Raw genomic sequence first — 22,395 nt, forward strand, 5'->3', positions numbered from 1 at the left:
CGGTCAGTCCGGCCACTCCGGCTTGCGCTTCTCAAGGAACGCCGCCATTCCTTCCTTCGCGCCGGGAAGTTGCGAGGCGGACGCCATCACCTCCACGGCGAGCGCGTAGGCATCGGCCTCGGGGCGGTCGAGCTGCGCGTAGAGGGTCTGCTTGCCGAGCGCCTTGGCCGCCCTGCTGCCCCGGGTCGCCCTTCCGAGTAGTTCCGCGACGGCCTCGTCGAGCCGATCGTCGGGAACGACCCTGTTGACGAGTCCCCATTCCAGTGCGGTCAGCGCGTCGATGGCGTCACCGGTGAGCGCCAGTTCCATCAGCCGTTTGCGACCGACGGCGCGGGCAACCGGAACGGCGGGCGTATGGCAGAACCAGCCGCCTTTCCCGCCGGGCAAAGCAAAACCCGACGACTCGGCGGCCACCGCGAGGTCACACGAGGCGACGAGCTGGCAGCCCGCCGCGGTCGCCAGGCCGTGCACCCTCGCGATCACCACCTGAGGCGCCGACTGGATCGTTCCCATGAGATCGGTGCACAGGCGCAACAGATCCCTGACGCCCATCAGGTCCCTCGCCGCCACGTCGCCGAAATCGTGTCCCGCGGAGAACACGGGGCCAGCGCCCGCGAGCACGATTCCGGTCGCGTCGGACTCGGCGGTCTGCCGGAACGCCGCGAGCAATTCGCGCAAATGTTCCTCTGACAGCGAATTGCGCCGTGCGGCGCGGTTCATGGTGATGGTGACCGTGTCGTCCTCGCGTTTGACGAGGACGTGCTCGAACTCGCCCATCACCCGACCGTAACGGCCATGACCGGAGATGTCAGGTCTCGTCGAGGACGGACTTGAGGAAGGTCCGTGTGCGGTCCTGTTCGGGTTCGTTGAACAGCTGCTCTGGCGTGCCGTCCTCGATGATCCTTCCCTCGTTGAACATCAGCACCCGGTGCGACACGTCGCGCGCGAACTTCATCGCGTGTGTCACGAGGAGCATCGTGACGTCGGTCGTCTTGGCGATGTCCCGCAGCACGTCAAGTACTTCGGCCGCGATCTCGGGGTCGAGTGCCGAGGTCACCTCGTCGAGCAACAGCACGTCGGGATCGACGGCGAGCGCCCTCGCGATCGCGACCCGCTGCTGCTGACCGCCGGAAAGCTGTGAGGGGTGGGCATCCAGCTTGTCGCTGAGCCCCACCATCTCCAGCAGTTCCTTGCCCCTCGCCTCGGCCTCGTCCTTGGACTTACCGAGCACGTGAATCGGCGCCTCGGTGACGTTGCGAAGGACCTTCATGTTGGGGAACAGGTTGAAATGCTGGAACACCATGGTGATCCGGCTGCGCACCTTGCGGATGTGCGCCTCGCTCGCCGGAACGAGCTTGTCACCCCGCTGTTCGTGGTACAGGTAGTCGCCGTTCACCTTGATGGTGCCGCGATCCGGCCTCGTGAGCGTCATCAGCATGCGCAGGATCGTGGTCTTTCCGGACCCACTCGGGCCGATGAGAGTAACCCGCTCACCCGAGCCGACCGAGAACGAGAGGTCGTCGAGCACCACGTTCTGGCCGAATGCCTTGTGCACGCCTTCGAACGTGATGAAGTCACCGTTGGTCAAGGGATTTCCTCTCTAGCTTGTCTCAGACGCGAACCTGGCCGAACCGGCGTTCTACGATGCGCGCGATCCAGGCCATCACGAGCGCGACGACCAAGTACACCATCCCAGCCGCCGCGATCGGTTCGGAATAGCGGAAGGTCTCCGAGCCGATCGCGATGGCACCGCCGAGCATTTCCACCACCGTGATGGCGAGCAACTGCGGGGTGTCCTTGAACATCGCGATGATGTAGTTGGCCAGCGCGGGCACCACCCTGGGGATCGCCTGCGGCAGGATGACATTCGTCCAGGTACGCCGGGTCGAGAGGTTCAGCGCGGTCGACGCCTCCCACTGTCCAGGTGGGACACCGTCGATGCCGGAGCGGTAGACCTCGGACACGTAGGTCGCGTAGTGCAGGCCCAGCGCGAACGCGCCGGTCGCCAACGGCGAGACGCTGATGCCGATGAGCGGAAGCACGTAGAAAAAGAAGAACAGCTGAACGAGCAGCGGCGTCGAGCGGATGAACTCGACGAGGAAACCGACCGGCATGCTCACCCAGCGGTTCGGACTACGCCTCGCCAGCGCGAAGACGAGTCCGAGGATCAGCGCGATGACGTAGCCGATGCCGGTTGCGGTGAGCGCGACCAGCAGGCCGTCCAGCATGGTGGGCATCGCGTCCCACACCTGGCTCCAGTCGAAGTTCACGCTGCCACCTTCTTAGCGCCGAAAAGGCCGGAGGAAACCTTGCGGCCGAGCGAACGGGCTGCCATGCGTTCGAGCAGCTTCATGATCGTCACGAAAACGAACGCGATCACGCCGTAGCCGACGAGCAGGCCGAAGAACACCAGTGCGGTCTCCCCTGTCGAGGCCCTGATGAGCTGCGCGGAGAAGGTCAAGTCGGAGATGTAGACCAGGGACACCAGCGAGGTCTGTTTGAGCAACTCGATGAGGTTGTTGGTGAACGGTGGGATCATCGCGACGACCGCCTGTGGCAGCACGACTTTTCGCATCCGCTGCATCGGGGTGAAGTTCAGCGCGACGGCCGCCTCGATCTGTCCAGGCGGGACGGCGCGAATGGCGCCGCGAACCACCTCGGCCGCGTAGGCACCGATGTTGAGCGCCAGCGCGAGAATGCCCGCGAAGAGCGGATTCAACTGGTAACCGAACTGCGGGATGATGAAGATCAGCGCGAAGAGCAGCACCAGTGAGGGAAATCCGCGGAACACTTCGGTATAGACCATCGCGATCGCCCGGACGGTCTTGCGCTTGCTGGTACGCGCGAGTCCAGCGATGAAGGCGAAGGCGAGCCCCAGGAGCGCACCGAACACGGTGAGCAGGAGGGTGTTGCGCAAGCCCTCCCAGACATAGGCCATCAAGCCGGCAGACATGATCAGGCCCCCTTCAGTCCGCGGTTCCGGTGCACAACGCCTGTGCCGTGAGGTCGGTCATCTCGTCCTGGGAGAACCCGAAGGGACGGGTGAGCCTCAGCACGTCGCCGCTGCGCTGCATCGCCGCGAGCTCGCGATTGAACTCGTCGACGATCGCGGTCTCCCCTTTCCTGAACCCGAAACCACCCGCGCCGTACTGCTTCACGCCATTGACGATGGGAACGAAGGTCTCACCGACCTCCAGCGCGATTCCCTGCCGCTGGCCGAGCGCGGCGTCGAGAGAGAGCCTGGTGAGCATCAGGCAGTCGGCCCTGTTGGCGAGCACACCGTCGATGCCGGAGGACTGGTCGGGGAACACCACGATCCTTCCTCCCGGAATACCGACGTCACTCGCGTAGCCCTCCTCGACGGAACCGGTCAGCACACCGATCCTGGCACGCTTCTCCACGACGCTGTCCAAATCAGACAGTCCCATCGGGTTTCCCCGCGGCAGGAGCAACGCGGCGGGCGCGTTGTAGTCGGGGTTCGTGAACTCGATTTCGGCGCACCGCGCGGGGGTGATGTACATACCGGCCGAGATCACGTCGAAGAGCCCGGCCTTGAGACCGGGGATCAGCGAACTGAAGTCGGCCAATTTCGGTTCGAAGGAGTCGACGCCCAGCCTGCGGAAGATTTCCTTGCCGACCTCGGGAGCCTCTCCGGTGAGCACACCCTCCTTGTTGATGAAGCCGAATGGTCGCTCGTTGGCGAAGCCCATCCGGACGTTTCCCTCGTCACGCAGTCGATTGAGTAGGTCTCCGCCCTCGCCGTCGGCCGCCACGCTGATCGATGTGCAGCCGCTGACAAGCGCGCCACCACCAACCGCGAGACCAAGGGTTAAGCCGGACGCACCGCGGAGAAACCCACGCCTGTTCAGGCTGGAGGAATTCACGTACTCGTAGCTCCCTGTCCTTCCCATCGGGGTGAGCCGATGAGACCTCAGCGCGGACTCGATTGCGCTTACCCTAGGCAAGTCACCCGTTTGCGCGCAATCCGTTCGGAAAATTTCCATCGACGGAGATCAAGTTTCGATGACCGTCGCAATGCGTGGACGTGCGTGGGCAACATGCGCGATACCTGCGTAAATTCCGGGATTCGCCGGGAAGAAGACAGGAGGGGAGGCAACTGGGTGCCCCGAGCGGGCCCAGTCGGCGTCCGTCGCGCGCGCCTCCTCGTCAGCCCGCGCGGTCGATCACCGCGTGCAGAAACTCCCTTGTTCGCTCGTGCTCAGGACGAGTGAACAACATCTCCGGAACCCCTTCCTCGATCACCTGTCCGTTGTCGAACATGAGCACCCGGTCGGATACGTCCCTCGCGAACCGCATCTCGTGTGTCACGCAAAGGAAAGTGATGTCGGTGGTCTTCGCGATGTTCTTCAGTACTCCGAGAACTCCGGCGACCAACTCCGGGTCGAGCGCCGAGGTCACCTCGTCGAGCAGCAGCACCTTCGGCCGCATGGCCAGCGCCCTCGCGATCGCGACCCGCTGCTGCTGACCACCGGACAGCTGGGTGGGGTGCGCGCCGACCTTCTCTGAAAGCCCGACGAGTTCCAGCAGTTCCAGCGCCCGCTGCTCCGCCTCCGCTTTGGACAACCCGAGCGCGCGAACGGGAGCCTCGGTGATGTTGCGCAGCACCGGCATGTTGGGGAACAGGTTGAACTGCTGGAACACCATGCCGATCCGCTTGCGGATCCTGCGCTGGTGTTTCTCGTCGGATGCAACGAGTTCCCCTCCCCGATCCATGTGGGACAGGAACTCACCATCGACCTCGATCGTGCCACCGTCCACTTTCTCCAGGGTCATCAGTAGCCGGAGGATCGTGGTCTTGCCGGACCCGCTCGGCCCGATCAGCGTGACGAACTCGCCCGGCGAGACGACGAAGTCCAGTTCGCTCAGGACGACGTGGGCGCCGAACCTCTTCTCGACTCCGGAGAACCGGATCATGGGCTCAGTGTGCGATTCCAAAGCGACGCTCCAACCATCGGACGAAAAGCGAGGACGGGTAGCTCAGCAACAGGAAGAGGATCCCGGCCATGGTCAGCGGCTCCACGAACCGGAAGGAGGACGAGCCCACCTCGTAGGCCGCCCCGACGATGTCGAGCACGCTGATCGTCAACAGCAGCGGTGTCTCCTTGAACATCGAGATCGTGTAGTTACCGAGCGCGGGCAGCACCCTCGGGATGGCCTGGGGCAGGATCACCGCGGTCCAGGTCCGTCCCCTCGGCAGGCTCAGCGCGCGGGCGGCTTCCCACTGTCCCTTCGGAACACCCTCGATACCGGCCCGGTAGACCTCGGCCGTGTAGGTCGCGTAGTGCAGGCCGAGCCCGATGACGCCGGTCAGCAACGGCGAGAGCCGGATGCCGATGTCGGGGAGTACGAAAAACAGGAAGAACAGCTGGACCAGCAGCGGGGTGCTCCGCACGAACTCGACGAACAACCAGACGATGGTCCGGACCAGCCAGAACCGCGATCGGCGCAGCAAAGCGAAGACGAGGCCCAGCACATAGGCGAGCAGGGAACCGAACACGGTCGCCTCGACGGTGACGACAAGTCCCTCGCCGAGCGAGGGAAGCACGCTCCACGCGTAGTTCCAGTCCCACGACCAGTTCATGCGACCCCGCTCCCCTGGCCGACCTTCGCGAAGAACGCGGTGCGTTCCGCGGGCCTGCGACCGAGCCGCGCCGCCGCCTTCCTTTCGAGCAGCCTCATGCCGACGGTGATCACAATGGACAGTGCGAGATAGAAGAGCAGCACCAGCACGAAGATCAGCACCGTCTGATCGGTGTGCCTGATGAGAAGCACCTCACGAGCCTGATAGGTGATCTCGGGAACGGTGATGATCGTCAGCAGCGCGCTGCCCTTGAGCAACTGGATGAAGAGGTTGTTGAACGGCGGGATCATGTCGGCGAATGCCTGCGGCAGAATGACCCTGCGCATGCGCTGTGCCGGGCTGAGACTGAGTGCGACACAGCCCTCGTACTGTTCCCTCGGGACCGCCTGAACGGCGCCCCGCACGATCTCGGCGCCGTATGCGCCGAAGTTCAGGCCGAGGACCGTGATACCGGCCCACAACGGGACGAGCTGGAATCCGGTCAGAATCGGCAGTACGAAGTAGATCCACAGCAACTGGACCACTTCGGACGTACCGCGCCAGATCTCCACGTAGGTGCGCGCGACGACTCTGACGACCACGGACGGCGACAGCATGGCGAGCCCGGCGACGACCGAAAGCACCGTAGCGATCACGATGCCACCGAGTGTCGCCTCGACCGTCAGCAGCAGGCCCTTGGCGATCGTCGAGACGAAAAGTGTCAGGTTGTCGAACATCGGACACCCAGCCGGGCGGCGCGCCCGCTACTTCCCTGAACAGAGCTGCTCGGTGGTCACGTCCGGCGGCGGCACGTTGTCCTCGGTGAACCCGAAGGGTGTGACGATCCGCAGCCATTCCCCGCTCTGCTGAATCTTCTTCAGCTCGGCGTCGAAAGCGGTGCGCAAGTCGTTGTCCGCCTTGCGGAAGACGAACCCACCGGCCTGTATCTGCTCCTTCCCTTCGACGACCGGGGTGAACCCCTCAGTGACTTCCAGCGGCGCGTTCGGGTTCTGCTTGAGCAGTTCCCTCAGCGAGATGTCGGTCAACGCACCGCAGTAAGCCCTGCGGTCGAGCAGTGCCTGCAACAGTTCCGGCTGACCGTCGTAGGGCTGGATCTTGTCCTTCGCCAGCCCGAGCGCGGTCGCGACCTCCTGCTCGACCGTTCCCGACAGCACCGCGACGGCGACGCCTTTCGCCTTCGCGTCGTCGAAGTTGTCGATCTGTTCGGGATTTCCTTTCGGCACAAGGAAAGCGGTGGGAGTCACGTAGTCGACCGTCGAGAACGACGCGTTGGCACACCGGCTGGGAAGTATCGCCATTCCCGCGGCGACCATGTCGTACTGTCCCGCGTTGAGCGCCTGGATGAGCTGGCCGAACTCGACCTGCTGCGCCTCGACCCCTGACACGTCGAGGTCGCGGAAAACCGCCCTCGCCACTTCGGGCGCCTCACCCGTGACCTTGCCGTTGTCGGTGTAGCCGTACGGAATCTCCCCCGCGATACCGATCTTCACCGTGCCCGCGTCCTTGAGGCGCTGAAGGGTGTTGCCCTCCCCGGATTGCGGGACCTCGGAACAAGCCGCCAGCAAAGCGGGGCCGCCGATCGCGGCCATCCCGAAAACCGCCGACTGCCGAAAGAAGTCCCGCCGCGTCCACTCGCCGTGCGCCATGACCGCACCTCTTTTCGATTGACCTCGTTGTCAATCCCCATGCGAGCCCCGTTCAGGTCACCGCCCGCACAGGTCCTAGAAATCGAAAGTAGGTCGCGGGAACCCTTTGGTCAAAGAAAGAAGAACGACTGACCAGTTGCCGTTATCGGAACGAGATCACGAATTCGGTGCGTGACGGGAAAGCGGCACCGCGTATCGAATCCGAGGCACCATTCAGCTCACGCCCATCCGGTCGAGACCGTTCGCCTCCCTGACGACGCTGACGATCTCGTCCATGATCTCGGTGAGCCCGTAGTCCTTGGGCGTGAACACCCTGGCGATACCGCGTCGCGTCAGCAGAGCCGCGTCGGCGGCGGGAATGATCCCGCCGACGATGACCGGAATGTCGCCGGCTCCTGCCGCGCGCAGTCCGTCGACGACCTCGGGAACGATTTCCAAATGCGATCCGGACAGGACAGACAAACCGACCACGTGCACGCCTTCCTGTACCGCGGCGGCGACGATTTGTTCCGGCGTGAGCCTGATTCCCTGGTAGACGACTTCGAAACCGGTGTCCCGCGCCCTGACCGCGACCTGTTCCGCGCCGTTGGAATGCCCATCCAGTCCGGGTTTTCCGACGAGAATGCGCAAGGTCTGCCCCAGTTCGGCCCCTGTCGCCACGACGCGTCGCCGCACCGAGGCGATGTCGTCGGCCCCCTCGGCCGCCGACGTCGCCGACACCGCCGCGGCCACGCCCGTCGGAGCGCGATACTCGCCGAAGACCTCCCTCAGCGCGGCCCCCCACTCACCGGTGGTGACACCGGCCTCCGCGCAGGTCAGTGTCGCCTCGAAGAGGTTTTCCGTTGTCTCAGCGGCTGCTTTGAGCGCGTCGAGCGCGGCTGCGGCGGCCTCGTCGTCCCTTTCCTCCCGCCACCGTTCGAGCGCGTCGATCGCCTGCTTCTCCGCGACCGGATCGGCGGTCTCGATCGACTTCGCGCCCTCTGCCTGCAACGGGCTGGGTTCGGTCGTCTCGAACGCGTTGACCCCGACGAGAACCCGCTCGCCCGACTCGATCCTGCTCCGGTAACCGGCGAGCGACGTCACGAGCTGCGACTTCAGGTATCCCGACTCGACGGCCGCCACCGCGCCGCCCATGTCCCGCACCCGCTCGATCTCGGCTCTCGCCCCTCGAACAATATCGTCCACTTTGGATTCGATGACATGTGATCCATCGAAGATGTCCTCGTATTCCAGCAGATCGGTCTCGAAGGCCAGCACCTGCTGCATACGCAGCGCCCACTGCTGGTCCCACGGACGAGGCAAGCCAAGCGCCTCGTTCCACGCGGGCAGTTGAATCGCCCTCGCGCGGGCACTCCTCGACAGCGAGACGGCAAGCATCTCCAGCACGATGCGCTGGACGTTGTTCTCGGGCTGCGCCTCGGTGAGCCCGAGCGAGTTGACCTGGACGCCGTAGCGCAGCCTGCGGGCCTTGGGATCGGTGACGCCGTACCGCTGGAGGGTCAACTCGTCCCACAGCGCCGCGAACGCGCGCATCTTGCACAGCTCTTCGACGAACCGCACCCCGGCGTTGACGAAGAAGGACATGCGGGCGACGACCTTCGCCATGTCGGCCGCCGCGATCTGCCCCGAGTCGCGCACCGCGTCGAGTACCGCGATCGCCGTGCTCAGCGCGTAGGCGACCTCCTGGGTGGGAGTCGCCCCCGCCTCCTGCAAGTGGTAACTACAGATGTTGATCGGATTCCACCGGGGAACGTTGTTGACCGTCCAGGCGATGACGTCCGTCGTCAGCCGCAGGCTCGGGCCCGGCGGGAAGATGTAGGTGCCTCTTGAGAGGTATTCCTTGATGATGTCGTTCTGCGTCGTCCCCGACAGCTTGCCGAGCGCGTCATCGGCTTCGAGCCCCTGCTCACTGGCCTGTTCTCTGGCGACCGTGACGTAGAGCGCGAGCAACCACATCGCGGGGGCGTTGATCGTCATCGAGGTGTTGGCCTCGGTGAGCGGGATGGCGTCGAACAGCCTGCGCATGTCGCCGATGTGGGCGACGGGGACACCGACCTTGCCGACCTCTCCCTTGGAGAGCGGGTGGTCGGGGTCGTATCCGGTCTGCGTCGGCAGATCGAAGGCCACCGAGAGGCCGGTCTGCCCCTTCGCGAGGTTGCGCCGGTACAACTCGTTGGATGCGGCGGCCGAGGAATGGCCCGCGTAGGTGCGCATCACCCATGGGCGGTCCCGCTCGCGATCCGTCGGATAGGGCACCATGCACCTCCTGAGACAGCCGGTGCCGCCAGGATACTCGCCGGTAACTTCTGGCGCCGAACACTGTGACCGAAAATCACGGCCACGGCGGCGGCCGGGCCATTAACGTGAACGTACGTGACGTGGAGTTCGTACGGTAGCTATCTGATCTTCGTGATCCTGGTGGTGCTCGCGCCTGGACCGGACACGGTGGTCACGCTCAAGAACTCGTTCGCGGGCGGTTTTCGCGGCGGGTTGCTCGCGGCGGCCGGTATCGCGGTCGGCAACATCGTGCAGGGCACGGCGGTCGCCCTCGGTTTGGGAACGCTCATCGTCCAGTCGCAGCCGGTGTTCCACACGCTGCGCTGGCTCGGTGTCGCCTACCTCTGTTACCTGGGCGTTCAGGCCATCCGCATGGCTTGGCGGGGTGATTACTCGGGCCTTGCCGAAGCGGGTAACAGGTCGAGCGCGTTCCGCAGGTTCCGGGAGGGGTTCTTTTCCAACATCACCAACCCCAAGGTGCTCGCGCTGTACCTCTCCGTGCTGCCACAGTTCCTCGACCCGGTGCACGCGGGGCCGTTCGAGGCACTGCTGCTCGCCTACACCGTCGCCGTGCTCGGCTCGCTGTGGCTGTTCGTGCTCCTGTTGTTCGTCAACCGGGTGCGGGCGTGGCTGAGCAGGAGGAAGGTGCGCCGCGCGCTGGACTCGGTCTCCGGGGCGACGCTCATCGGCTTCGGTGCCGTCCTGGCTGCCGAAGGCTGACGCGGCGCGAGTCCCCCGCCCAGGAGCGCGACATCCGCACCCAGAACGGCGAGATCCGCACTCGGGTCACCCAGGCATCGGACATCGGGCCTCGGGCCTCGGGCCTCGGGCCTCGGGTATGGCTAGCCGGAACCAGAACTCGGGAGGAGTCAGCCGAGTGCACGCCGGGCGCGGATCTCGCCGACCCGAATGCGGCACTCGCCGGCCTGAATGCAGAAGTCGACGGCCTGGGTGCGGAAGTCGCGCGCCAGAGCGCGGGACTCGCGCGGCGGAATGCGGACTCGCGCACCGCGGCACCGGCCGGGCGCGGGCTCTCGGCTCAGGAGCGGTCCGGCTCCGTGGCCACCCGCTCGATGCGCGCACCAAGGCGGTTGAGGTTTTCCACGAAGTACGGGTAACCGCGGTCGATGTGGAAGACGTCCCACACCTCCGTCACCCCGTCGGCACACAGACCGGCCAGCACAAGCCCCGCACCCGCCCTGATGTCGGATGCCCACACCGGCGCGCTCGACAGTCGCTCGACCCCGCGCACCACCGCGTGATGACCGTCCGTACGGGCATCGGCGCCGAGCCGCACCATCTCCTCGATGAACCGGAACCGCGCCTCGTAGACGTTCTCGGTGATCATCGACGTGCCCTCGCACACCGAGGACAACGCGACCGAGAACGGTTGCAGGTCGGTCGCGAAACCCGGATAGGGCAGGGTCACGAAGTCGACGGACCGCGGCCGGTCCGGCTGGACGATGCGGAAACCCTTGCCGTCGTAGGTGGTGACCTCCGCGCCGGCGAGCCGCAGCTTCTCAAGCACCAGTTCGAGGTGATGCGGGTCGACTCCGGTGACGGTGAGGTCACCTCGGGTCATCGCGGCGGCGAACGCCCAGGTCGCGCCGACGATCCGGTCGCCGATCACCCTGTGTTCCGTGGGATGGAGCGCCGAAACGCCCTCGACGGTCAACGTCGACGTGCCCGCGCCCTCGATCTTCGCGCCCATCTCGACGAGCATCGTGCAGATGTCGACGATCTCCGGCTCGCGGGCCGCGTTGTCGATCACCGTCGTGCCCTCGGCGAGCACGGCCGCCATCAGGATGTTCTCGGTGGCTCCGACGCTGGGGAAGTCGAGCCAGATCTGCGCACCGTGGAGACCGTCGGCTTCGGCGACGACGCAGCCGTGCTCGATGCTGCTGGTCGCACCGAGCTTGCGCAGCCCGTTCTGGTGCATGTCGAGCGGCCTTGAGCCGATCGCATCCCCGCCAGGCAACGCGACGACGGCCTTCTTCAGCCTGCCGACCAACGGTCCCAGCACGCACACCGACGCCCTCAGCTTGCCCATCGCCGCCGAGTCCGCCCTGTGTGACAACTCGGACGGCGTCGTGATGTGCGCCGCGTCGCCGTCGAGCACGACGGTGCAGCCGACGCTGCGCAACACGTCGGCCATCAAGGGGACGTCGAGGATCTCGGGACAGTTGGTGATGGTCGTCGTGCCCTCCGCGAGCAGGGCAGCGGCCATCAGCTTCAGCACGCTGTTCTTGGCGCCGACGACCTCGACCTCGCCGACCAGCCGTGCGCCGCCATGCACGTCGAAGTGCTCGCTCATGGACGCCAATGATGCCGGTTGGCTTCACCCGGTTCGTACAGGGGCATGCCAACCCGGAATGCCGTCACAATTCGGCATGTGGGTGAAACGTCTGACCGGCCCGCGACGATCAGGCACGGGCCACCAAGGAAAACCACCGTAGACTCCTGGCATGTCGGTTCGGATCAATCGCGTTTACACAAAGGTCGGCGACAAGGGAACGACGGCTCTCGGCGACGGTTCGAGAGTGCCCAAAACGGATCCGCGGCTCGGCGCGTACGCCGACGTCGACGAGACCAATTCGGTGGTGGGCGTCGCCATCTCGCTCGGAGCACTCGACGATGACGTGGCGACGGTGCTGCGCGCCGTCCAGAACGACCTTTTCGACGTCGGAGCCGACCTGTGCGCGCCCGTTGTCCCCGATCCGGAGTTCCCGCCGCTACGCATCACGGAAAGCTATGTGGAGCGGCTTGAGGGCTGGTGCGACGAATTCAACGGCAGGCTCGGCAAGCTGACGTCGTTCATCCTGCCCGGCGGCACGGCAGGTGCCGCGCTACTGCATCAGGCGCGCACGGTGGCTCGCAGAGCGGAGCGCTCAGGGTGGGCGTTGATCGAAGCGGATCCCGAACGCACGAACGCGCTCGCGGTCAAGTACCTCAACCGGCTCTCGGATCTGCTGTTCATACTTGCCAGGGTCGCCAACCCTCACGGGGACGTGCTGTGGCGTCCGGGTGGCGGCGAGAACTGATCCGGTCGGCACGACCCCGTCCACTCAACCCGTTTCGGCCGGCAGCAATCGCCGCCTCCATCGGTCCAGTCGGGCGAGGTCACCTGTGACCTGGAGACCACCGTCGGCGACAAGCCGGTCGAGCGGCTCGGCGGTATGTATCAACCGACGCAGTGAATGAACATCGCTGCTGATACTGATCTCCGCTTCGCCGGCGTCGCCACGACCGAGGTCGAGTCGGTCCCCTTCGATCTTGACCCAGAAATGATCCTCGCCGACCCGGATGGCGACAGTCGCCCGGAAGTCGTCTTCGGTCTTCGTTTCGAACAGCGCCCTCATCGAGAGGATCAGTGCGTCGACACTGATGGGCGCATCGCGAGGTAGCGATGATGAACGGCTGCTCCACCGGGCGAGCTGTGTCATGACCGGCTCCAGTTCCGCACCCCACTCGGTGAGCTCGTACACCCACGACGATGCGGGCGCAGGCAACCTTCTGCGCTCGGTTATCCCCGACGCGGTCAGTTCGCGGAGCCGCTGGGCGAGCATGTCGGTGCTGATTCCGGGCAGGGTGCTCAGCAGATCCGTGAACCGCTTCGGTCCGAGAACCAGCTCACGGGCGACGAGCAGTGCCCACCGATCGCCGACGAGATCCAGGCCATGAGCGATGGCGCACGCGTCGTCGTAACTCTTCTTACGTGCCACACTCGTCACCCTATCTCACACTCTGTTAACCCAATTAATTACTTGGAAATTCCAAGTAACATTGCTAGCGTCAGCCAGGTTGGTGCGCACCAGCTCAGTCGGTCGAACGAAGGGAACAACACACATGCCTGTTTTCACTGTCGACGTCCCCGAAGGTGCCGCACCCGGAGCCAAGAGCAAGGTGCTGGCCGAGATCACCGCGGCCCTCGACGAGGCGTATCACGTCCCTGACACAAGGGGCTGGATACGCGAGTACCGGACTGAGAATGTCGCGACAGACGGGGAAGTCGGCGTCCGGCCGATCCGCCCGGTCTGCACGCTGGAGGTCCCGGAACTCGGCAACCTGGATTCCAAACGGGCCCTGGTCCGCAGGGTGGAGTCGGCGATCGCGGAAGGTTACGCCGGACTCGCCGACGTCGATGAGGTGCTGATCCTGATCAACCACTATCCGTTGCACGACGTCGGGTGGCGATCGAGTCTGCAATCCGACAAACCCGAGATCGTCGAAGCGATGGCAAACCTGAATCCGTAACCGGTCGCGAATGGGGGGGTGCGGGTTGGCCGGTTGGAGCTTTCCAGCCGGCCAACCGGCTCTCGGATCTGCTGTTCATACTGGCCAGGGTCGCCAACCCCGACGGGGACGTGCTGTGGCGTCCGGGCGGCGGAAGTTAGGCGCTGTACGAAAAGGCCCCGCGCTCAGCCGGCGCGGGGCACCCTGCGGCCGGGAGGAGCCGACTCTAGCCAGGAAAGAAAACCGGTCAGCGCACCCGGCCCCATCGCGATCTCGATGGCTTCCTGCCGGTCGGACTCGCACCGCAGCACGGTCGAACCGGCTGGTACCGCGTAGGACTCGGTACCGATCGGCTCGCGCCGGTCGGCGATCTCAAGGTTTTCCCTGCGAAAGACACGATCAGGCCCGGTGCGCAGACTCCACACGCGATACCAGACGAACTCCTCGCCCTGGTACCGGCCGATGCCGAGATGCCAGCCGGAGCGCTCCTTGTCGGGTTGCCAGCGCAACGCGACACTGACCCCGCCGTGCTTGCGCATCTGAACCCAGCGCAGCGAGTACCACAGCGCGACGGCGAGCAGCACGAGCAGGAGGGCGAGGACCAGAAGTGCGATGTCCATGGCCGGCTCCCGCTCGCGTCGTCCGAGTCAGACCGACTGGCCAGCCGCCCTGAGACGCGCGCCTGCTCTGGCGCGCTCGGCCTCGTCGTCTCCGGTGAGCGCCTGCCGCGCAGCCGCGACGTCGATCTCCTCGCCGAGCTCGGCGGATTCCGCGAGAACACTGACGGAATCATGGGTAATCGACAGGAAACCACCGAACACGGCAGCCGTCAGGGTGTCGCCGTCGGTCGTGTTGATCTTCACGATGCCGCCCTCGACCAACTGGCCGAGCACTGGTTCGTGGCCAGGCATGACGCCAATCTCGCCCTCTGTGGTCTGGGCGACGACGAACGACGCCTTACCGGACCAGAGAAGGCGCTCGACAGCCACCAGCTCGACAGACATCTCAGCCACGTAGCTCTCCTTCAGATCGCGCGTCCCTCAAGTGTAATAGGAACGCAGGCGGTCCAGGGTGTGAGTATGCGAACGACGGGGCCAGTTCCACAATGGACCCGGGCCCCGTCGTCCGCGACAATCACTTACCGGTGATTTCCTTGTACTTCTTCTCCAGGTCGTCAAGGCCACCGATGCCCAGGAACGACTGCTCCGGGTAGTGGTCGAAGTCGCCCTTGGAAATCTTGTCGAAGGCTTCGACGGTCTCGGCCATCGGCACCGTGGAGCCGGGCTGACCGGTGAAGGTCTCCGCCACGAGCATGTTCTGCGAGAGGAAACGCTCGATGCGGCGAGCCCGCTGCACCGTCAGCTTGTCTTCTTCCGACAGCTCGTCCATACCGAGAATCGCGATGATGTCCTGCAGTTCCTTGTACTTCTGCAGGATCCGGATGACCTCCTGCGCGACCCGGTAGTGCTCGTCACCGACGATCGCGGGGTCCAGGATCGTCGACGTCGAGGCCAGCGGGTCGACGGCGGGGAAGATGCCCTTCTGGAAGACCGACCGCGAAAGCTCGGTCGTGGCGTCCAGGTGCGCGAAGGTCGTCGCGGGAGCGGGGTCGGTGTAGTCGTCCGCCGGCACGTAGATCGCCTGCATCGAGGTGATCGAACGGCCCTTGGTCGAGGTGATCCGCTCCTGTAGTTCACCCATCTCGTCGGCCAGCGTCGGCTGGTAACCCACGGCCGAGGGCATACGACCGAGCAGGGTCGACACCTCGGAACCGGCCTGGGTGAACCGGAAGATGTTGTCGATGAACAGCAGCACGTCCTGGTTCTGCACATCGCGGAAGTACTCCGCCATGGTCAGCGCGGACAGTGCGACCCGCATACGGGTGCCCGGCGGCTCGTCCATCTGGCCGAAGACGAGGGCGGTGTCGTTGATGACGCCGTCCTCGCTCATCTCAAGGAAGAGGTCGGTGCCCTCACGGGTGCGCTCGCCGACACCGGCGAACACCGAGGTACCACCGAAGTTCTTGGCGACACGGGTGATCATCTCCTTGATGAGCACCGTCTTGCCGACACCGGCACCGCCGAACAGACCGATCTTGCCACCCTGAACGTACGGGGTCAGCAGGTCGATGACCTTGAGGCCGGTCTCCAGCATCGTGGTGCGGCCTTCGAGCTGGTCGAACGCCGGCGGCTTGCGGTGGATGCCCCAGCGCTCCAGATCGGCGCCGTAGCCGGGCTCGTCGAGGCACTCACCGAGCGCGTTGTAGACGTGGCCCTTGACCTTGTCGCCGACCGGCACCGAAATGGGGCCGCCCGTGTTGGTCACTTCGGCGCCCCTGACGAGGCCGTCCTGCGCCTGGAGCGAAATGGTGCGCACGAGGTTGTCGCCGAGGTGCATGGCGACCTCAAGCGTCACCGTCTTGCTCAGCTCGGCGAAGTCGACATCGACCTTGAGCGCGTTGTACAGCTCGGGGATGGCGCCGCGAGGGAATTCGACGTCGACGACCGGCCCCCTCACCGACACGATCCGTCCCTTGGTGGCAGCTTCAGTGCTAGTCATCGCTTACACATCACTTCCTGCAGCGGCGAGCGCGTCAGCCCCACCGACGATTTCACTGATCTCCTGGGTGATCTGGGCCTGGCGGGCCTGGTTTGCCAGCCGGGTGTAGGTGTCAACCAGTTCACTCGCATTGTCCGACGCCGCCTTCATGGCGTTGCGCTGGGCGGCGAGCTCGGAAGCCGCCGATTCGAGCAACGCCGCGAAGATACGGGTGTTGATGTACTTCGGCAGCAGCGCGCCGAGCAGCTTCTCCGCGTTGGGCTCGAAGTCGTAGGTGGGAAGCAGGCCCTCGGCAGGCGCCTCGTCGGTGTACTCGACTTCCAGCGGAGCCATCCGCTTGGCGACCGGCGTCTGCGTGAGCATCGACCGGAACTCGGTGTAGACGATGTGCAACTCGTCGACGCCGAGGACGCCGTCCTCGCCTGGCGAGGAGCCCTGGTCGTCCGCACCGGCCAGGAACCGCTGAACCAGCGTGTCGCCGACATCGGCCGCGTTCTCGTAGCGGGGCTGCTGGGAGAAGCCGGTCCACTTGTCGGCCACCGCGCGCTCGCGGAACCGGTAGTAGTCGACGCCCTTGCCACCGATGACGTAGAGCTGCGGGTCCTTGCCCTGCTCGCGCAACAGCGAAAGCAGCTCTTCGGTCGCCCTCAGCACGTTGGCGTTGTAGCCGCCGCACAGGCCCTTGTCACTGGTGACGACCAGCACCGCGACCCTGCTGGGGTTCTCGCGCTCGGCAAGCAGCGGGTGGTCGAGGTTGGCTGCCGCACCGGCGAGCGCGGAGAGCACGTTGGTGATCTCCGACGCGTAGGGCCGCGCAGCCGTGACCCTCGCCTGCGCCTTGCTGATGCGCGACGTGGCGATGAGCTCCATCGCCTTCGTGATCTTGCCGATCGACTTGGTCGACCGGATCTTCTGTCGCAGTTCGCGAAGCTGTGCAGCCATCAGCGACTACTTCTTCGCGGCCGGACGGTGGACCTTGACCGACTCCTGGCCGACCTTCTCGGCGTCCATGGCGTCGGCTTCCGCCTCGTTGAGGGTGCGGCCCTCCGAGGTGGTGAAGCCCTTCTTGAATTCCTTGACCGCCGCGACGACGCGCTCGGCGAGGTCTTCGCTCCACTTACCCTTGTCGCGGATCTCGGCGAGGATGTCGTCGTGCTTGTGCCGCACGTTCTGCAACAGCTCGTCGTTGAAGCGAGCGGTGTCCTCGACCGGCACCTCGTCGAAGTGCCCGTTGGTGCCGAGGTACACGGTGACGACCTGCTGCTCGACCGCGACCGGTGAGTACTGGGCCTGCTTGAGCAGCTCGTAGAGGCGAGCACCGCGGTCGAGCTGAGCTTTCGACGCCGCGTCGAGGTCGGACGCGAAGGCCGCGAACGCCTTGAGCTCCTCGTACTGCGAAAGGTCGATACGCAGCGAACCCGAGACCGTCTTCATAGCCTTGATCTGCGCGTCACCACCGACTCGGGACACCGAGGTCGTCACGTCGACCGCGGGCCGCTGACCCGAGTTGAACAGGTCGGACTGGAAGAAGCACTGGCCGTCGGTGATCGAGATGACGTTGGTGGGGATGTAGGCCGAGATGTCGTTGGCCTTGGTCTCGATGATGGGAAGACCGGTCATCGAACCCGCGCCGAGCTCGTCGTTCAGCTTCGCGCAACGCTCAAGCAGGCGCGAGTGCAAGTAGAAGACGTCGCCGGGGAACGCCTCGCGGCCCGGCGGGCGGCGCAGCAGCAGCGAGATCGCGCGGTAGGCCTCGGCCTGCTTGGTGAGGTCGTCGAAGACGATCAGCACGTGCTTGCCCTGGTACATCCAGTGCTGGCCGAGCGCGGAGCCCGCGTAGGGGGCGAGCCACTTGAACCCGGCCGAGTCGGAGGCGGGGGCCGCGACGATGGTCGTGTACTCCATCGCGCCCGCGTCTTCGAGCGACTTGCGCACGGAGGCGATCGTCGAGCCCTTCTGGCCGACGGCGACGTAGATGCAGCGAACCTGCTTGCTCGGGTCGCCCGACTCCCAGTTGGCCTTCTGGTTGATGATCGTGTCGACGCAGACGGCGGTCTTGCCGGTCTTGCGGTCGCCGATGATGAGCTGACGCTGACCGCGGCCGATCGGGGTCATGGCGTCGATGGCCGTGATACCGGTCTGGAGCGGCTCGGACACCGGCTGACGCTGCACGACCGAAGCGGCCTGCAATTCGAGAGCGCGACGCTCGTCGGCCTCGATGTCGCCGAGACCGTCGATCGGCTTGCCGAGCGGGTCGATGGTGCGGCCGAGGAAGTTTTCGCCGACGGGGACCGAGAGGATCTGGCCGGTCCGCTTGACCTCCTGCCCCTCCTCGATCGTCTCGTAGTCACCGAGGATGACGACACCCATCTCGCGTGCGTCGAGGTTCTGCGCGACGCCGAGGATGCCGCCGGGGAATTCCAGCAGTTCGTTGGCCATGGTCGACGGCAAGCCCTCGACGTGGGCGACACCGTCACCGGTGTCGACGACGACGCCGACCTCTTCCCGGCTCACATCCGGGGAGTAACTCGAGACGTAGTTCTCGATCGCACTGCGGATCTCATCCGAGGAGATCGTCAGCTCCGCCATGTCGTTCCCGCTCTCACTTCGTTCTTGCCAGTGTGCAAAGTATGTGTTGTGTCGCTGTTCGGCTCAGCCGGCAAGCTGCCTGCGCAGCGCGTCCAGCCGACCGGCCGCGCTGCCATCGATGACCTCGTCGCCGACTCGTACCACCAAGCCCGCGCCGATCCTGTTGTCGAGCTGAACGTGCAACGCGATCGCCCTGCCGTAGATCCGACCGAGATCGGCGGCCAGTTTGTCCCGCTGTTCAGTCGTCAACTCGGACGCGCTGCGGACATAGGCGACCGAGCGTTCCCTTCGCGCCGCGGCGAGCTTGACCAATGTGTCGACACCGCCCGCGACGCTCCGGCCCCGAGGCCGGACGACGGCCTGCTCGACAAGCACCTCGGTCACCGGGTCCACCTTGTCGGCGAACAGGTTCCTCGCGAGGCGGCGCTTCGCCTCGACCGGCGAGGACATGTCGGACAGCGCCTGCTCCAGACCTGGCTCGCCTTCGACGATACGTGCGACCCTGAACAGCTCGTCCTCGACAGCGTCCAATTTGCCGGACTTCTCCGCGCTGATCAGCAGTGCGGAGATGCCAATGGACTCCAGGCCGTCGACGAGCTCACGCGGGTTGGACCAGCGGTTGCCCACTACGGCATCGAGCGCATTGAGGGCGGGTTCGGAGACCTTGCCTTCCAGCAGGGTCCTGACCAGCCGCTTGCGGGCCTCGGGGTCCGACGAACCGTCAGCGACGGCCCGGCGCAACCCGACCTCCTTGGTGAGCAGGTCGACCACGGAGAGCAGCTCTTCCCCGACGGCCGACGGGTCTGTTCCCGCGTCGCCGAGTACCTCGTCGAGACGGGTCTCGGCGAGGCTCAGAGCCTCCCGGCTCGCAGCATGCAGCGTCATGTGCGCCTATCTCCTAGTTCCTGGCCCCGGCAGCGCCGTTGCCACTGGCCTCCAGCTCGGCGAGGAACCTGTCGACGGTGCCGCGACGGCGGGCCTCGTCCTCCAGCGACTCACCGACGATGCGGCTGGCGAGCTCGATGGAGTTGCGCCCGAGTTCGGCCCGCAGTTCGGCGACGATCTGCGCACGCTGGGCTTGAAGCTGGGCCTCGCCCTGCGCGACGATGCGCCGCGATTCCTCCTGCGCCTCCGCCCGCAGCTCTTCCTTGATCTGCTCGGCTTCGAGCCGGGCGTCGTCGCGGATCTTCGCTGCCTCGGTCCTTGCCTCGGCGAGCTGCGCCTTGTACTGGTCCAACGCCTGTTCGGCCTCGGCCTGAGCCTTTTCGGCCTTCTCGATGCCACCCTCGATCTTCGCGGCCCGCTCCTCGTAGAGCTTTTCGAAGCGCGGCACAACGAGCTTGCGCAGCACCCAGAAAAGGAGCAGGAATGCGATTAGACCGATGATGATTTCGGCAACATGCGGAAGAACAGGGTTGTACTCTTCAGCCGCCAGAATCATCGTCGTCTCCACTTCGTCCGGTTACTCACGGGGTGTCGGATGAACCGACGTCAGCCCGCGAGGAAGAAGAGAACGAAGCCGAGCAGGGCCAGAACCTCGACCAGGGCGAAGGTGGTGAAGCCGATGTTCATCAGCTTGCCCTGAGCCTCCGGCTGGCGGGCGGTGCCGCTGATGACGGAGGAGAAGATCATGCCCACACCGATACCACCACCGATGGCACCGAGGCCGTAGCCGATGACGGCGAGACCCGAGTTGATGCTGGTCTCAGCGGCCTGCTGGGCGAGAACAATGGAGCTCACGTGTATTCCCTTTCCAACTTCGTCCGTATTCGATTAACGGGAAGCTTGCCTTTGATTCGAGCGGACGTCGTCTCCGCGTTCGACGTCCAGTATTGGTGGGTCGACTCAGTGGTCTTCGGCCAGAGCCGCCCCGATGTAGTTGGCCGACAACAACGCGAAGATGAAAGCCTGGATGCACATGATGAGGGCCTCGATGAACGTCATCGCCAGCGCACCCGCGAAGGAGAACGCGGAAACGACCTTGACGATCCCGTCTCCGTGGAGGAGCAGGTATTCAGCCGAGATCCCGAACAACATGATCAGCAGGTGGCCCGCGAACATGGCCGCGAAGACTCGGATCGCGAGGGTGATCGGGTTCATGATGAACTTCGTGAAGAACTCGATCGGGGTGAGCAGCAGATAGACCAGCTTCGGAGCGCCGGGAGGCGCGAGCTGGTTCCGCAGGTACTTGCCGAGACCGTGCTTCCGAATGCCCGCGTAGTGATAGACGGGGTAGACGACCAGCGCCGACAGCGCCAGCGGGAACCCGATGTGGGACATCGTCGGGAACTGCAGAATCGGCACGATACCGAAGAGGTTGTTCACCAACACGAAGCTGAACAGCGCCAGAATGAGCGGGACGAAGCGCATGAAATCGGCAGCGCCGATCTGCTCACGCGCGATGTTGTTGCGCCCGAAGTCGTACGCCGACTCGACGAGGAACTGCCCCTTGCCGGGAACCACGCTCAGCTTCCTCGAAGCAAGCAGGAAGAAGGCGAGGATGATCACCACCGAGAGCACGACCAACAGCATGGGCTTGGTGACCCAGCCGAAAATCGGCGGCAAATTGAAGGCTTCCGCCGTCGGCGGCGTGAACACGTCACCTGCGGCTAGTACCAGCGCGCCCAACTAGGGCTCCTTCCGGTTCTCCCGGCCGGCGTTAACTCCGCCGGGGGAATCGTGACAACCTGGACTTAACGTACCGGATTGATTTCCGGCCCCTTGCACGGGGATCTGACCTTCGATGCGGACGGTACCAGCACCGTTTTCGACCAAGCCGTACGGGCGTACTTGAAGGACACCCGAACGAGCTAGGCGACTTGATCACGCCGCGCAAAGGTCGCCCGATCCCGGCGCCGACTCCTCGGAGGGCACCGACAACGGATAGCGACATTGTGACTAACGGGTGCCGGGCCCGGACCAGGGCCCCCCGGCGAACGGCTCAGTCGGCCCGTTCGGTACGCGGTGTCCTCGGGATGATCAACGTCGGCGTCTTCGTCGTCTTGAACGCCACGACCTCGGCGACCGCCCAAGACACGACCACGACGAGCATGCCGAAGGCCAGCGACGGCCTGCTGAAGCCGTCAGCGTCCTTGAGCACGAGCATGACCACCAGCAGCAACGACATTTTTATCGCGTATCCGCCGAGCGCAAGGTTCATCAGGCTGGCAGCGGGCTTGGTCGCCCCCACCCGCATCATCGTGATGGTGATCAGGGAACAGCCGAAGCCGAGGACCACACCGAAGCCGGCGCCGACGAGGCCGGGCCGGTCGGCGAGCACGGTGGCGACGCCGATGGTGACGAGGACGAGCGGCAGTGAGAGCCGCATGCCCCAGCGCATCATGGCGTCGGCCAGCCGGTAGACCGACTTCGCGTGTTCGGCGCGAGCCTCACGGGCCGCGTCGGCGTCAGCGGCATCAGCGGCGTTGACGGCGTCAGCGGCCTCGACGCCGATCGCGCGCTTGCCCGCGTCGTCACTCATACCTGTTC

The 22,395-nt window shown here is 65.2% G+C and carries 24 protein-coding genes and 2 pseudogenes; 4 read left to right on the forward strand and 22 right to left on the reverse strand.

All coding sequences use genetic code 11. The features are described 5' to 3' along the window. Positions 1–3: 3 nt before the first annotated feature. The 10 genes and pseudogenes from BAY61_RS25550 to BAY61_RS25595 form a co-directional block, all read right to left on the reverse strand. Positions 4–777 (reverse strand): enoyl-CoA hydratase-related protein, encoded by a 774-nt coding sequence (locus tag BAY61_RS25550; RefSeq protein WP_091807448.1) that lies wholly within the window; start codon positions 775–777, stop codon positions 4–6. A gap of 31 nt (positions 778–808) precedes the next feature. Then, on the reverse strand, positions 809–1,588 hold the full coding sequence (ehuA, locus tag BAY61_RS25555; protein WP_091806854.1) for an ectoine/hydroxyectoine ABC transporter ATP-binding protein EhuA: 780 nt from the start codon (positions 1,586–1,588) through the stop codon (positions 809–811). A gap of 22 nt (positions 1,589–1,610) precedes the next feature. After that, entirely contained in the window at positions 1,611–2,270 is a 660-nt protein-coding gene (gene ehuD / locus BAY61_RS25560; RefSeq protein WP_091806851.1) for an ectoine/hydroxyectoine ABC transporter permease subunit EhuD, read from the reverse strand. Beyond that, positions 2,267–2,953, reverse strand: a complete 687-nt coding sequence (ehuC, locus tag BAY61_RS25565; RefSeq protein ID WP_176879769.1) for an ectoine/hydroxyectoine ABC transporter permease subunit EhuC — start codon at positions 2,951–2,953, stop codon at positions 2,267–2,269. Before ehuC (BAY61_RS25565) ends, ehuD (BAY61_RS25560) begins: the two co-directional genes overlap by 4 nt. A 13-nt stretch (positions 2,954–2,966) precedes the next feature. Next, positions 2,967–3,869 carry an ectoine/hydroxyectoine ABC transporter substrate-binding protein EhuB gene (gene ehuB, locus BAY61_RS25570; RefSeq protein WP_425439992.1) on the reverse strand — a complete coding sequence of 301 codons (903 nt, stop codon included), beginning with the start codon at positions 3,867–3,869 and terminating at the stop codon, positions 2,967–2,969. 298 nt (positions 3,870–4,167) lie between these two features. Next, positions 4,168–4,935 carry an ectoine/hydroxyectoine ABC transporter ATP-binding protein EhuA gene (gene ehuA / locus BAY61_RS25575; RefSeq protein WP_091806846.1) on the reverse strand — a complete coding sequence of 256 codons (768 nt, stop codon included), beginning with the start codon at positions 4,933–4,935 and terminating at the stop codon, positions 4,168–4,170. 4 nt (positions 4,936–4,939) lie between these two features. Further along, on the reverse strand, positions 4,940–5,602 hold the full coding sequence (ehuD, locus tag BAY61_RS25580) for an ectoine/hydroxyectoine ABC transporter permease subunit EhuD (RefSeq protein ID WP_091806845.1): 663 nt from the start codon (positions 5,600–5,602) through the stop codon (positions 4,940–4,942). Further along, the gene (gene ehuC, locus BAY61_RS25585) at positions 5,599–6,318 is read right to left on the reverse strand and encodes an ectoine/hydroxyectoine ABC transporter permease subunit EhuC (protein WP_091806843.1); all 720 of its coding nucleotides are present in this window, start codon (positions 6,316–6,318) and stop codon (positions 5,599–5,601) included. The genes ehuD (BAY61_RS25580) and ehuC (BAY61_RS25585) overlap by 4 nt, the downstream gene beginning before the upstream one ends. Before the next feature lie 27 nt (positions 6,319–6,345). After that, positions 6,346–7,248: an ectoine/hydroxyectoine ABC transporter substrate-binding protein EhuB gene (gene ehuB, locus BAY61_RS25590; RefSeq protein WP_091806841.1), complete on the reverse strand. Its 903-nt coding sequence runs from the start codon at positions 7,246–7,248 to the stop codon at positions 6,346–6,348. A gap of 213 nt (positions 7,249–7,461) precedes the next feature. Beyond that, positions 7,462–9,564, reverse strand: a pseudogene (locus tag BAY61_RS25595) (protein meaA); the annotation flags it as partial. Between the two features lie 57 nt (positions 9,565–9,621). On the opposite strand from BAY61_RS25595, the gene BAY61_RS25600 reads away from it, so the two are divergent. Beyond that, positions 9,622–10,245, forward strand: a complete 624-nt coding sequence (locus BAY61_RS25600; protein WP_091806839.1) for a LysE family translocator — start codon at positions 9,622–9,624, stop codon at positions 10,243–10,245. A gap of 319 nt (positions 10,246–10,564) precedes the next feature. On the opposite strand, the gene murA is transcribed toward BAY61_RS25600, so the two are convergent. Next, positions 10,565–11,839, reverse strand: coding sequence for a UDP-N-acetylglucosamine 1-carboxyvinyltransferase (murA, locus tag BAY61_RS25605; RefSeq protein ID WP_091806837.1), 1,275 nt, complete (start codon positions 11,837–11,839; stop codon positions 10,565–10,567). A 151-nt stretch (positions 11,840–11,990) separates the two neighbouring features. On the opposite strand from murA, the gene BAY61_RS25610 reads away from it, so the two are divergent. Then, on the forward strand, positions 11,991–12,566 hold the full coding sequence (locus tag BAY61_RS25610; RefSeq protein ID WP_091806836.1) for a cob(I)yrinic acid a,c-diamide adenosyltransferase: 576 nt from the start codon (positions 11,991–11,993) through the stop codon (positions 12,564–12,566). Positions 12,567–12,590: 24 nt separating this feature from the next. On the opposite strand, the gene BAY61_RS25615 is transcribed toward BAY61_RS25610, so the two are convergent. After that, complete coding sequence (locus tag BAY61_RS25615) at positions 12,591–13,247, reverse strand: winged helix-turn-helix transcriptional regulator (RefSeq protein ID WP_211323605.1); 657 nt, start codon at positions 13,245–13,247, stop codon at positions 12,591–12,593. Positions 13,248–13,371: 124 nt separating this feature from the next. On the opposite strand from BAY61_RS25615, the gene BAY61_RS25620 reads away from it, so the two are divergent. Both BAY61_RS25620 and BAY61_RS33700 read left to right on the forward strand, forming a co-directional pair. Further along, entirely contained in the window at positions 13,372–13,779 is a 408-nt protein-coding gene (locus BAY61_RS25620) for an N-acetylmuramic acid 6-phosphate etherase (protein WP_091806834.1), read from the forward strand. Positions 13,780–13,832: 53 nt separating this feature from the next. Next, a pseudogene (locus tag BAY61_RS33700) lies at positions 13,833–13,919 on the forward strand (cob(I)yrinic acid a,c-diamide adenosyltransferase); the annotation flags it as partial. Between the two features lie 24 nt (positions 13,920–13,943). Here BAY61_RS33700 and BAY61_RS25630 read toward each other — a convergent pair. The 10 genes from BAY61_RS25630 to BAY61_RS25675 form a co-directional block, all read right to left on the reverse strand. Then, positions 13,944–14,378, reverse strand: a complete 435-nt coding sequence (locus BAY61_RS25630; protein ID WP_091806831.1) for a DUF2550 domain-containing protein — start codon at positions 14,376–14,378, stop codon at positions 13,944–13,946. 27 nt (positions 14,379–14,405) lie between these two features. After that, the gene (locus tag BAY61_RS25635; RefSeq protein WP_091806829.1) at positions 14,406–14,771 is read right to left on the reverse strand and encodes a F0F1 ATP synthase subunit epsilon; all 366 of its coding nucleotides are present in this window, start codon (positions 14,769–14,771) and stop codon (positions 14,406–14,408) included. A 121-nt stretch (positions 14,772–14,892) separates the two neighbouring features. Beyond that, the gene (gene atpD, locus BAY61_RS25640) at positions 14,893–16,317 is read right to left on the reverse strand and encodes a F0F1 ATP synthase subunit beta (RefSeq protein WP_091806828.1); all 1,425 of its coding nucleotides are present in this window, start codon (positions 16,315–16,317) and stop codon (positions 14,893–14,895) included. Between the two features lie 3 nt (positions 16,318–16,320). Continuing rightward, the gene (locus tag BAY61_RS25645) at positions 16,321–17,259 is read right to left on the reverse strand and encodes a F0F1 ATP synthase subunit gamma (protein ID WP_091806826.1); all 939 of its coding nucleotides are present in this window, start codon (positions 17,257–17,259) and stop codon (positions 16,321–16,323) included. Between the two features lie 6 nt (positions 17,260–17,265). After that, positions 17,266–18,906 (reverse strand): F0F1 ATP synthase subunit alpha, encoded by a 1,641-nt coding sequence (gene atpA / locus BAY61_RS25650; protein WP_091806825.1) that lies wholly within the window; start codon positions 18,904–18,906, stop codon positions 17,266–17,268. 63 nt (positions 18,907–18,969) lie between these two features. Further along, complete coding sequence (locus tag BAY61_RS25655) at positions 18,970–19,791, reverse strand: F0F1 ATP synthase subunit delta (RefSeq protein WP_091806823.1); 822 nt, start codon at positions 19,789–19,791, stop codon at positions 18,970–18,972. Between the two features lie 13 nt (positions 19,792–19,804). Continuing rightward, entirely contained in the window at positions 19,805–20,347 is a 543-nt protein-coding gene (locus tag BAY61_RS25660) for a F0F1 ATP synthase subunit B (RefSeq protein WP_091807442.1), read from the reverse strand. Between the two features lie 50 nt (positions 20,348–20,397). After that, the gene (locus BAY61_RS25665) at positions 20,398–20,637 is read right to left on the reverse strand and encodes an ATP F0F1 synthase subunit C (protein ID WP_091807440.1); all 240 of its coding nucleotides are present in this window, start codon (positions 20,635–20,637) and stop codon (positions 20,398–20,400) included. 114 nt (positions 20,638–20,751) lie between these two features. Then, on the reverse strand, positions 20,752–21,534 hold the full coding sequence (gene atpB / locus BAY61_RS25670; RefSeq protein WP_091806821.1) for a F0F1 ATP synthase subunit A: 783 nt from the start codon (positions 21,532–21,534) through the stop codon (positions 20,752–20,754). 313 nt (positions 21,535–21,847) lie between these two features. Next, complete coding sequence (locus BAY61_RS25675) at positions 21,848–22,387, reverse strand: Cg1360 family ATP-synthase-associated protein (RefSeq protein ID WP_091806820.1); 540 nt, start codon at positions 22,385–22,387, stop codon at positions 21,848–21,850. Positions 22,388–22,395: the final 8 nt, after the last annotated feature.

It is taken from the genome of Prauserella marina, from assembly GCF_002240355.1.
In the GTDB taxonomy this organism is placed as follows: Bacteria; Actinomycetota; Actinomycetes; order Mycobacteriales; family Pseudonocardiaceae; genus Prauserella_A; species Prauserella_A marina.

Bases quoted from the DNA above. Each gene is read 5' to 3' on its own strand.
- BAY61_RS25655 (WP_091806823.1), bottom strand. From the start codon at position 19,791: ATGACGCTGCATGCTGCGAGCCGGGAGGCTCTGAGCCTCGCCGAGACC.
- ehuB (WP_091806841.1), bottom strand. From the start codon at position 7,248: ATGGCGCACGGCGAGTGGACGCGGCGGGACTTCTTTCGGCAGTCGGCG.
- BAY61_RS25550 (WP_091807448.1), bottom strand. From the start codon at position 777: ATGGGCGAGTTCGAGCACGTCCTCGTCAAACGCGAGGACGACACGGTC.
- BAY61_RS25630 (WP_091806831.1), bottom strand. From the start codon at position 14,378: ATGGACATCGCACTTCTGGTCCTCGCCCTCCTGCTCGTGCTGCTCGCC.
- BAY61_RS25610 (WP_091806836.1), top strand. From the start codon at position 11,991: ATGTCGGTTCGGATCAATCGCGTTTACACAAAGGTCGGCGACAAGGGA.
- murA (WP_091806837.1), bottom strand. From the start codon at position 11,839: ATGAGCGAGCACTTCGACGTGCATGGCGGCGCACGGCTGGTCGGCGAG.
- ehuD (WP_091806845.1), bottom strand. From the start codon at position 5,602: ATGAACTGGTCGTGGGACTGGAACTACGCGTGGAGCGTGCTTCCCTCG.
- atpD (WP_091806828.1), bottom strand. From the start codon at position 16,317: ATGACTAGCACTGAAGCTGCCACCAAGGGACGGATCGTGTCGGTGAGG.
- ehuA (WP_091806846.1), bottom strand. From the start codon at position 4,935: ATGATCCGGTTCTCCGGAGTCGAGAAGAGGTTCGGCGCCCACGTCGTC.
- ehuC (WP_091806843.1), bottom strand. From the start codon at position 6,318: ATGTTCGACAACCTGACACTTTTCGTCTCGACGATCGCCAAGGGCCTG.
- ehuC (WP_176879769.1), bottom strand. From the start codon at position 2,953: ATGTCTGCCGGCTTGATGGCCTATGTCTGGGAGGGCTTGCGCAACACC.
- BAY61_RS25675 (WP_091806820.1), bottom strand. From the start codon at position 22,387: ATGAGTGACGACGCGGGCAAGCGCGCGATCGGCGTCGAGGCCGCTGAC.
- BAY61_RS25620 (WP_091806834.1), top strand. From the start codon at position 13,372: ATGCCTGTTTTCACTGTCGACGTCCCCGAAGGTGCCGCACCCGGAGCC.
- BAY61_RS25645 (WP_091806826.1), bottom strand. From the start codon at position 17,259: ATGGCTGCACAGCTTCGCGAACTGCGACAGAAGATCCGGTCGACCAAG.
- atpA (WP_091806825.1), bottom strand. From the start codon at position 18,906: ATGGCGGAGCTGACGATCTCCTCGGATGAGATCCGCAGTGCGATCGAG.
- BAY61_RS25660 (WP_091807442.1), bottom strand. From the start codon at position 20,347: ATGATTCTGGCGGCTGAAGAGTACAACCCTGTTCTTCCGCATGTTGCC.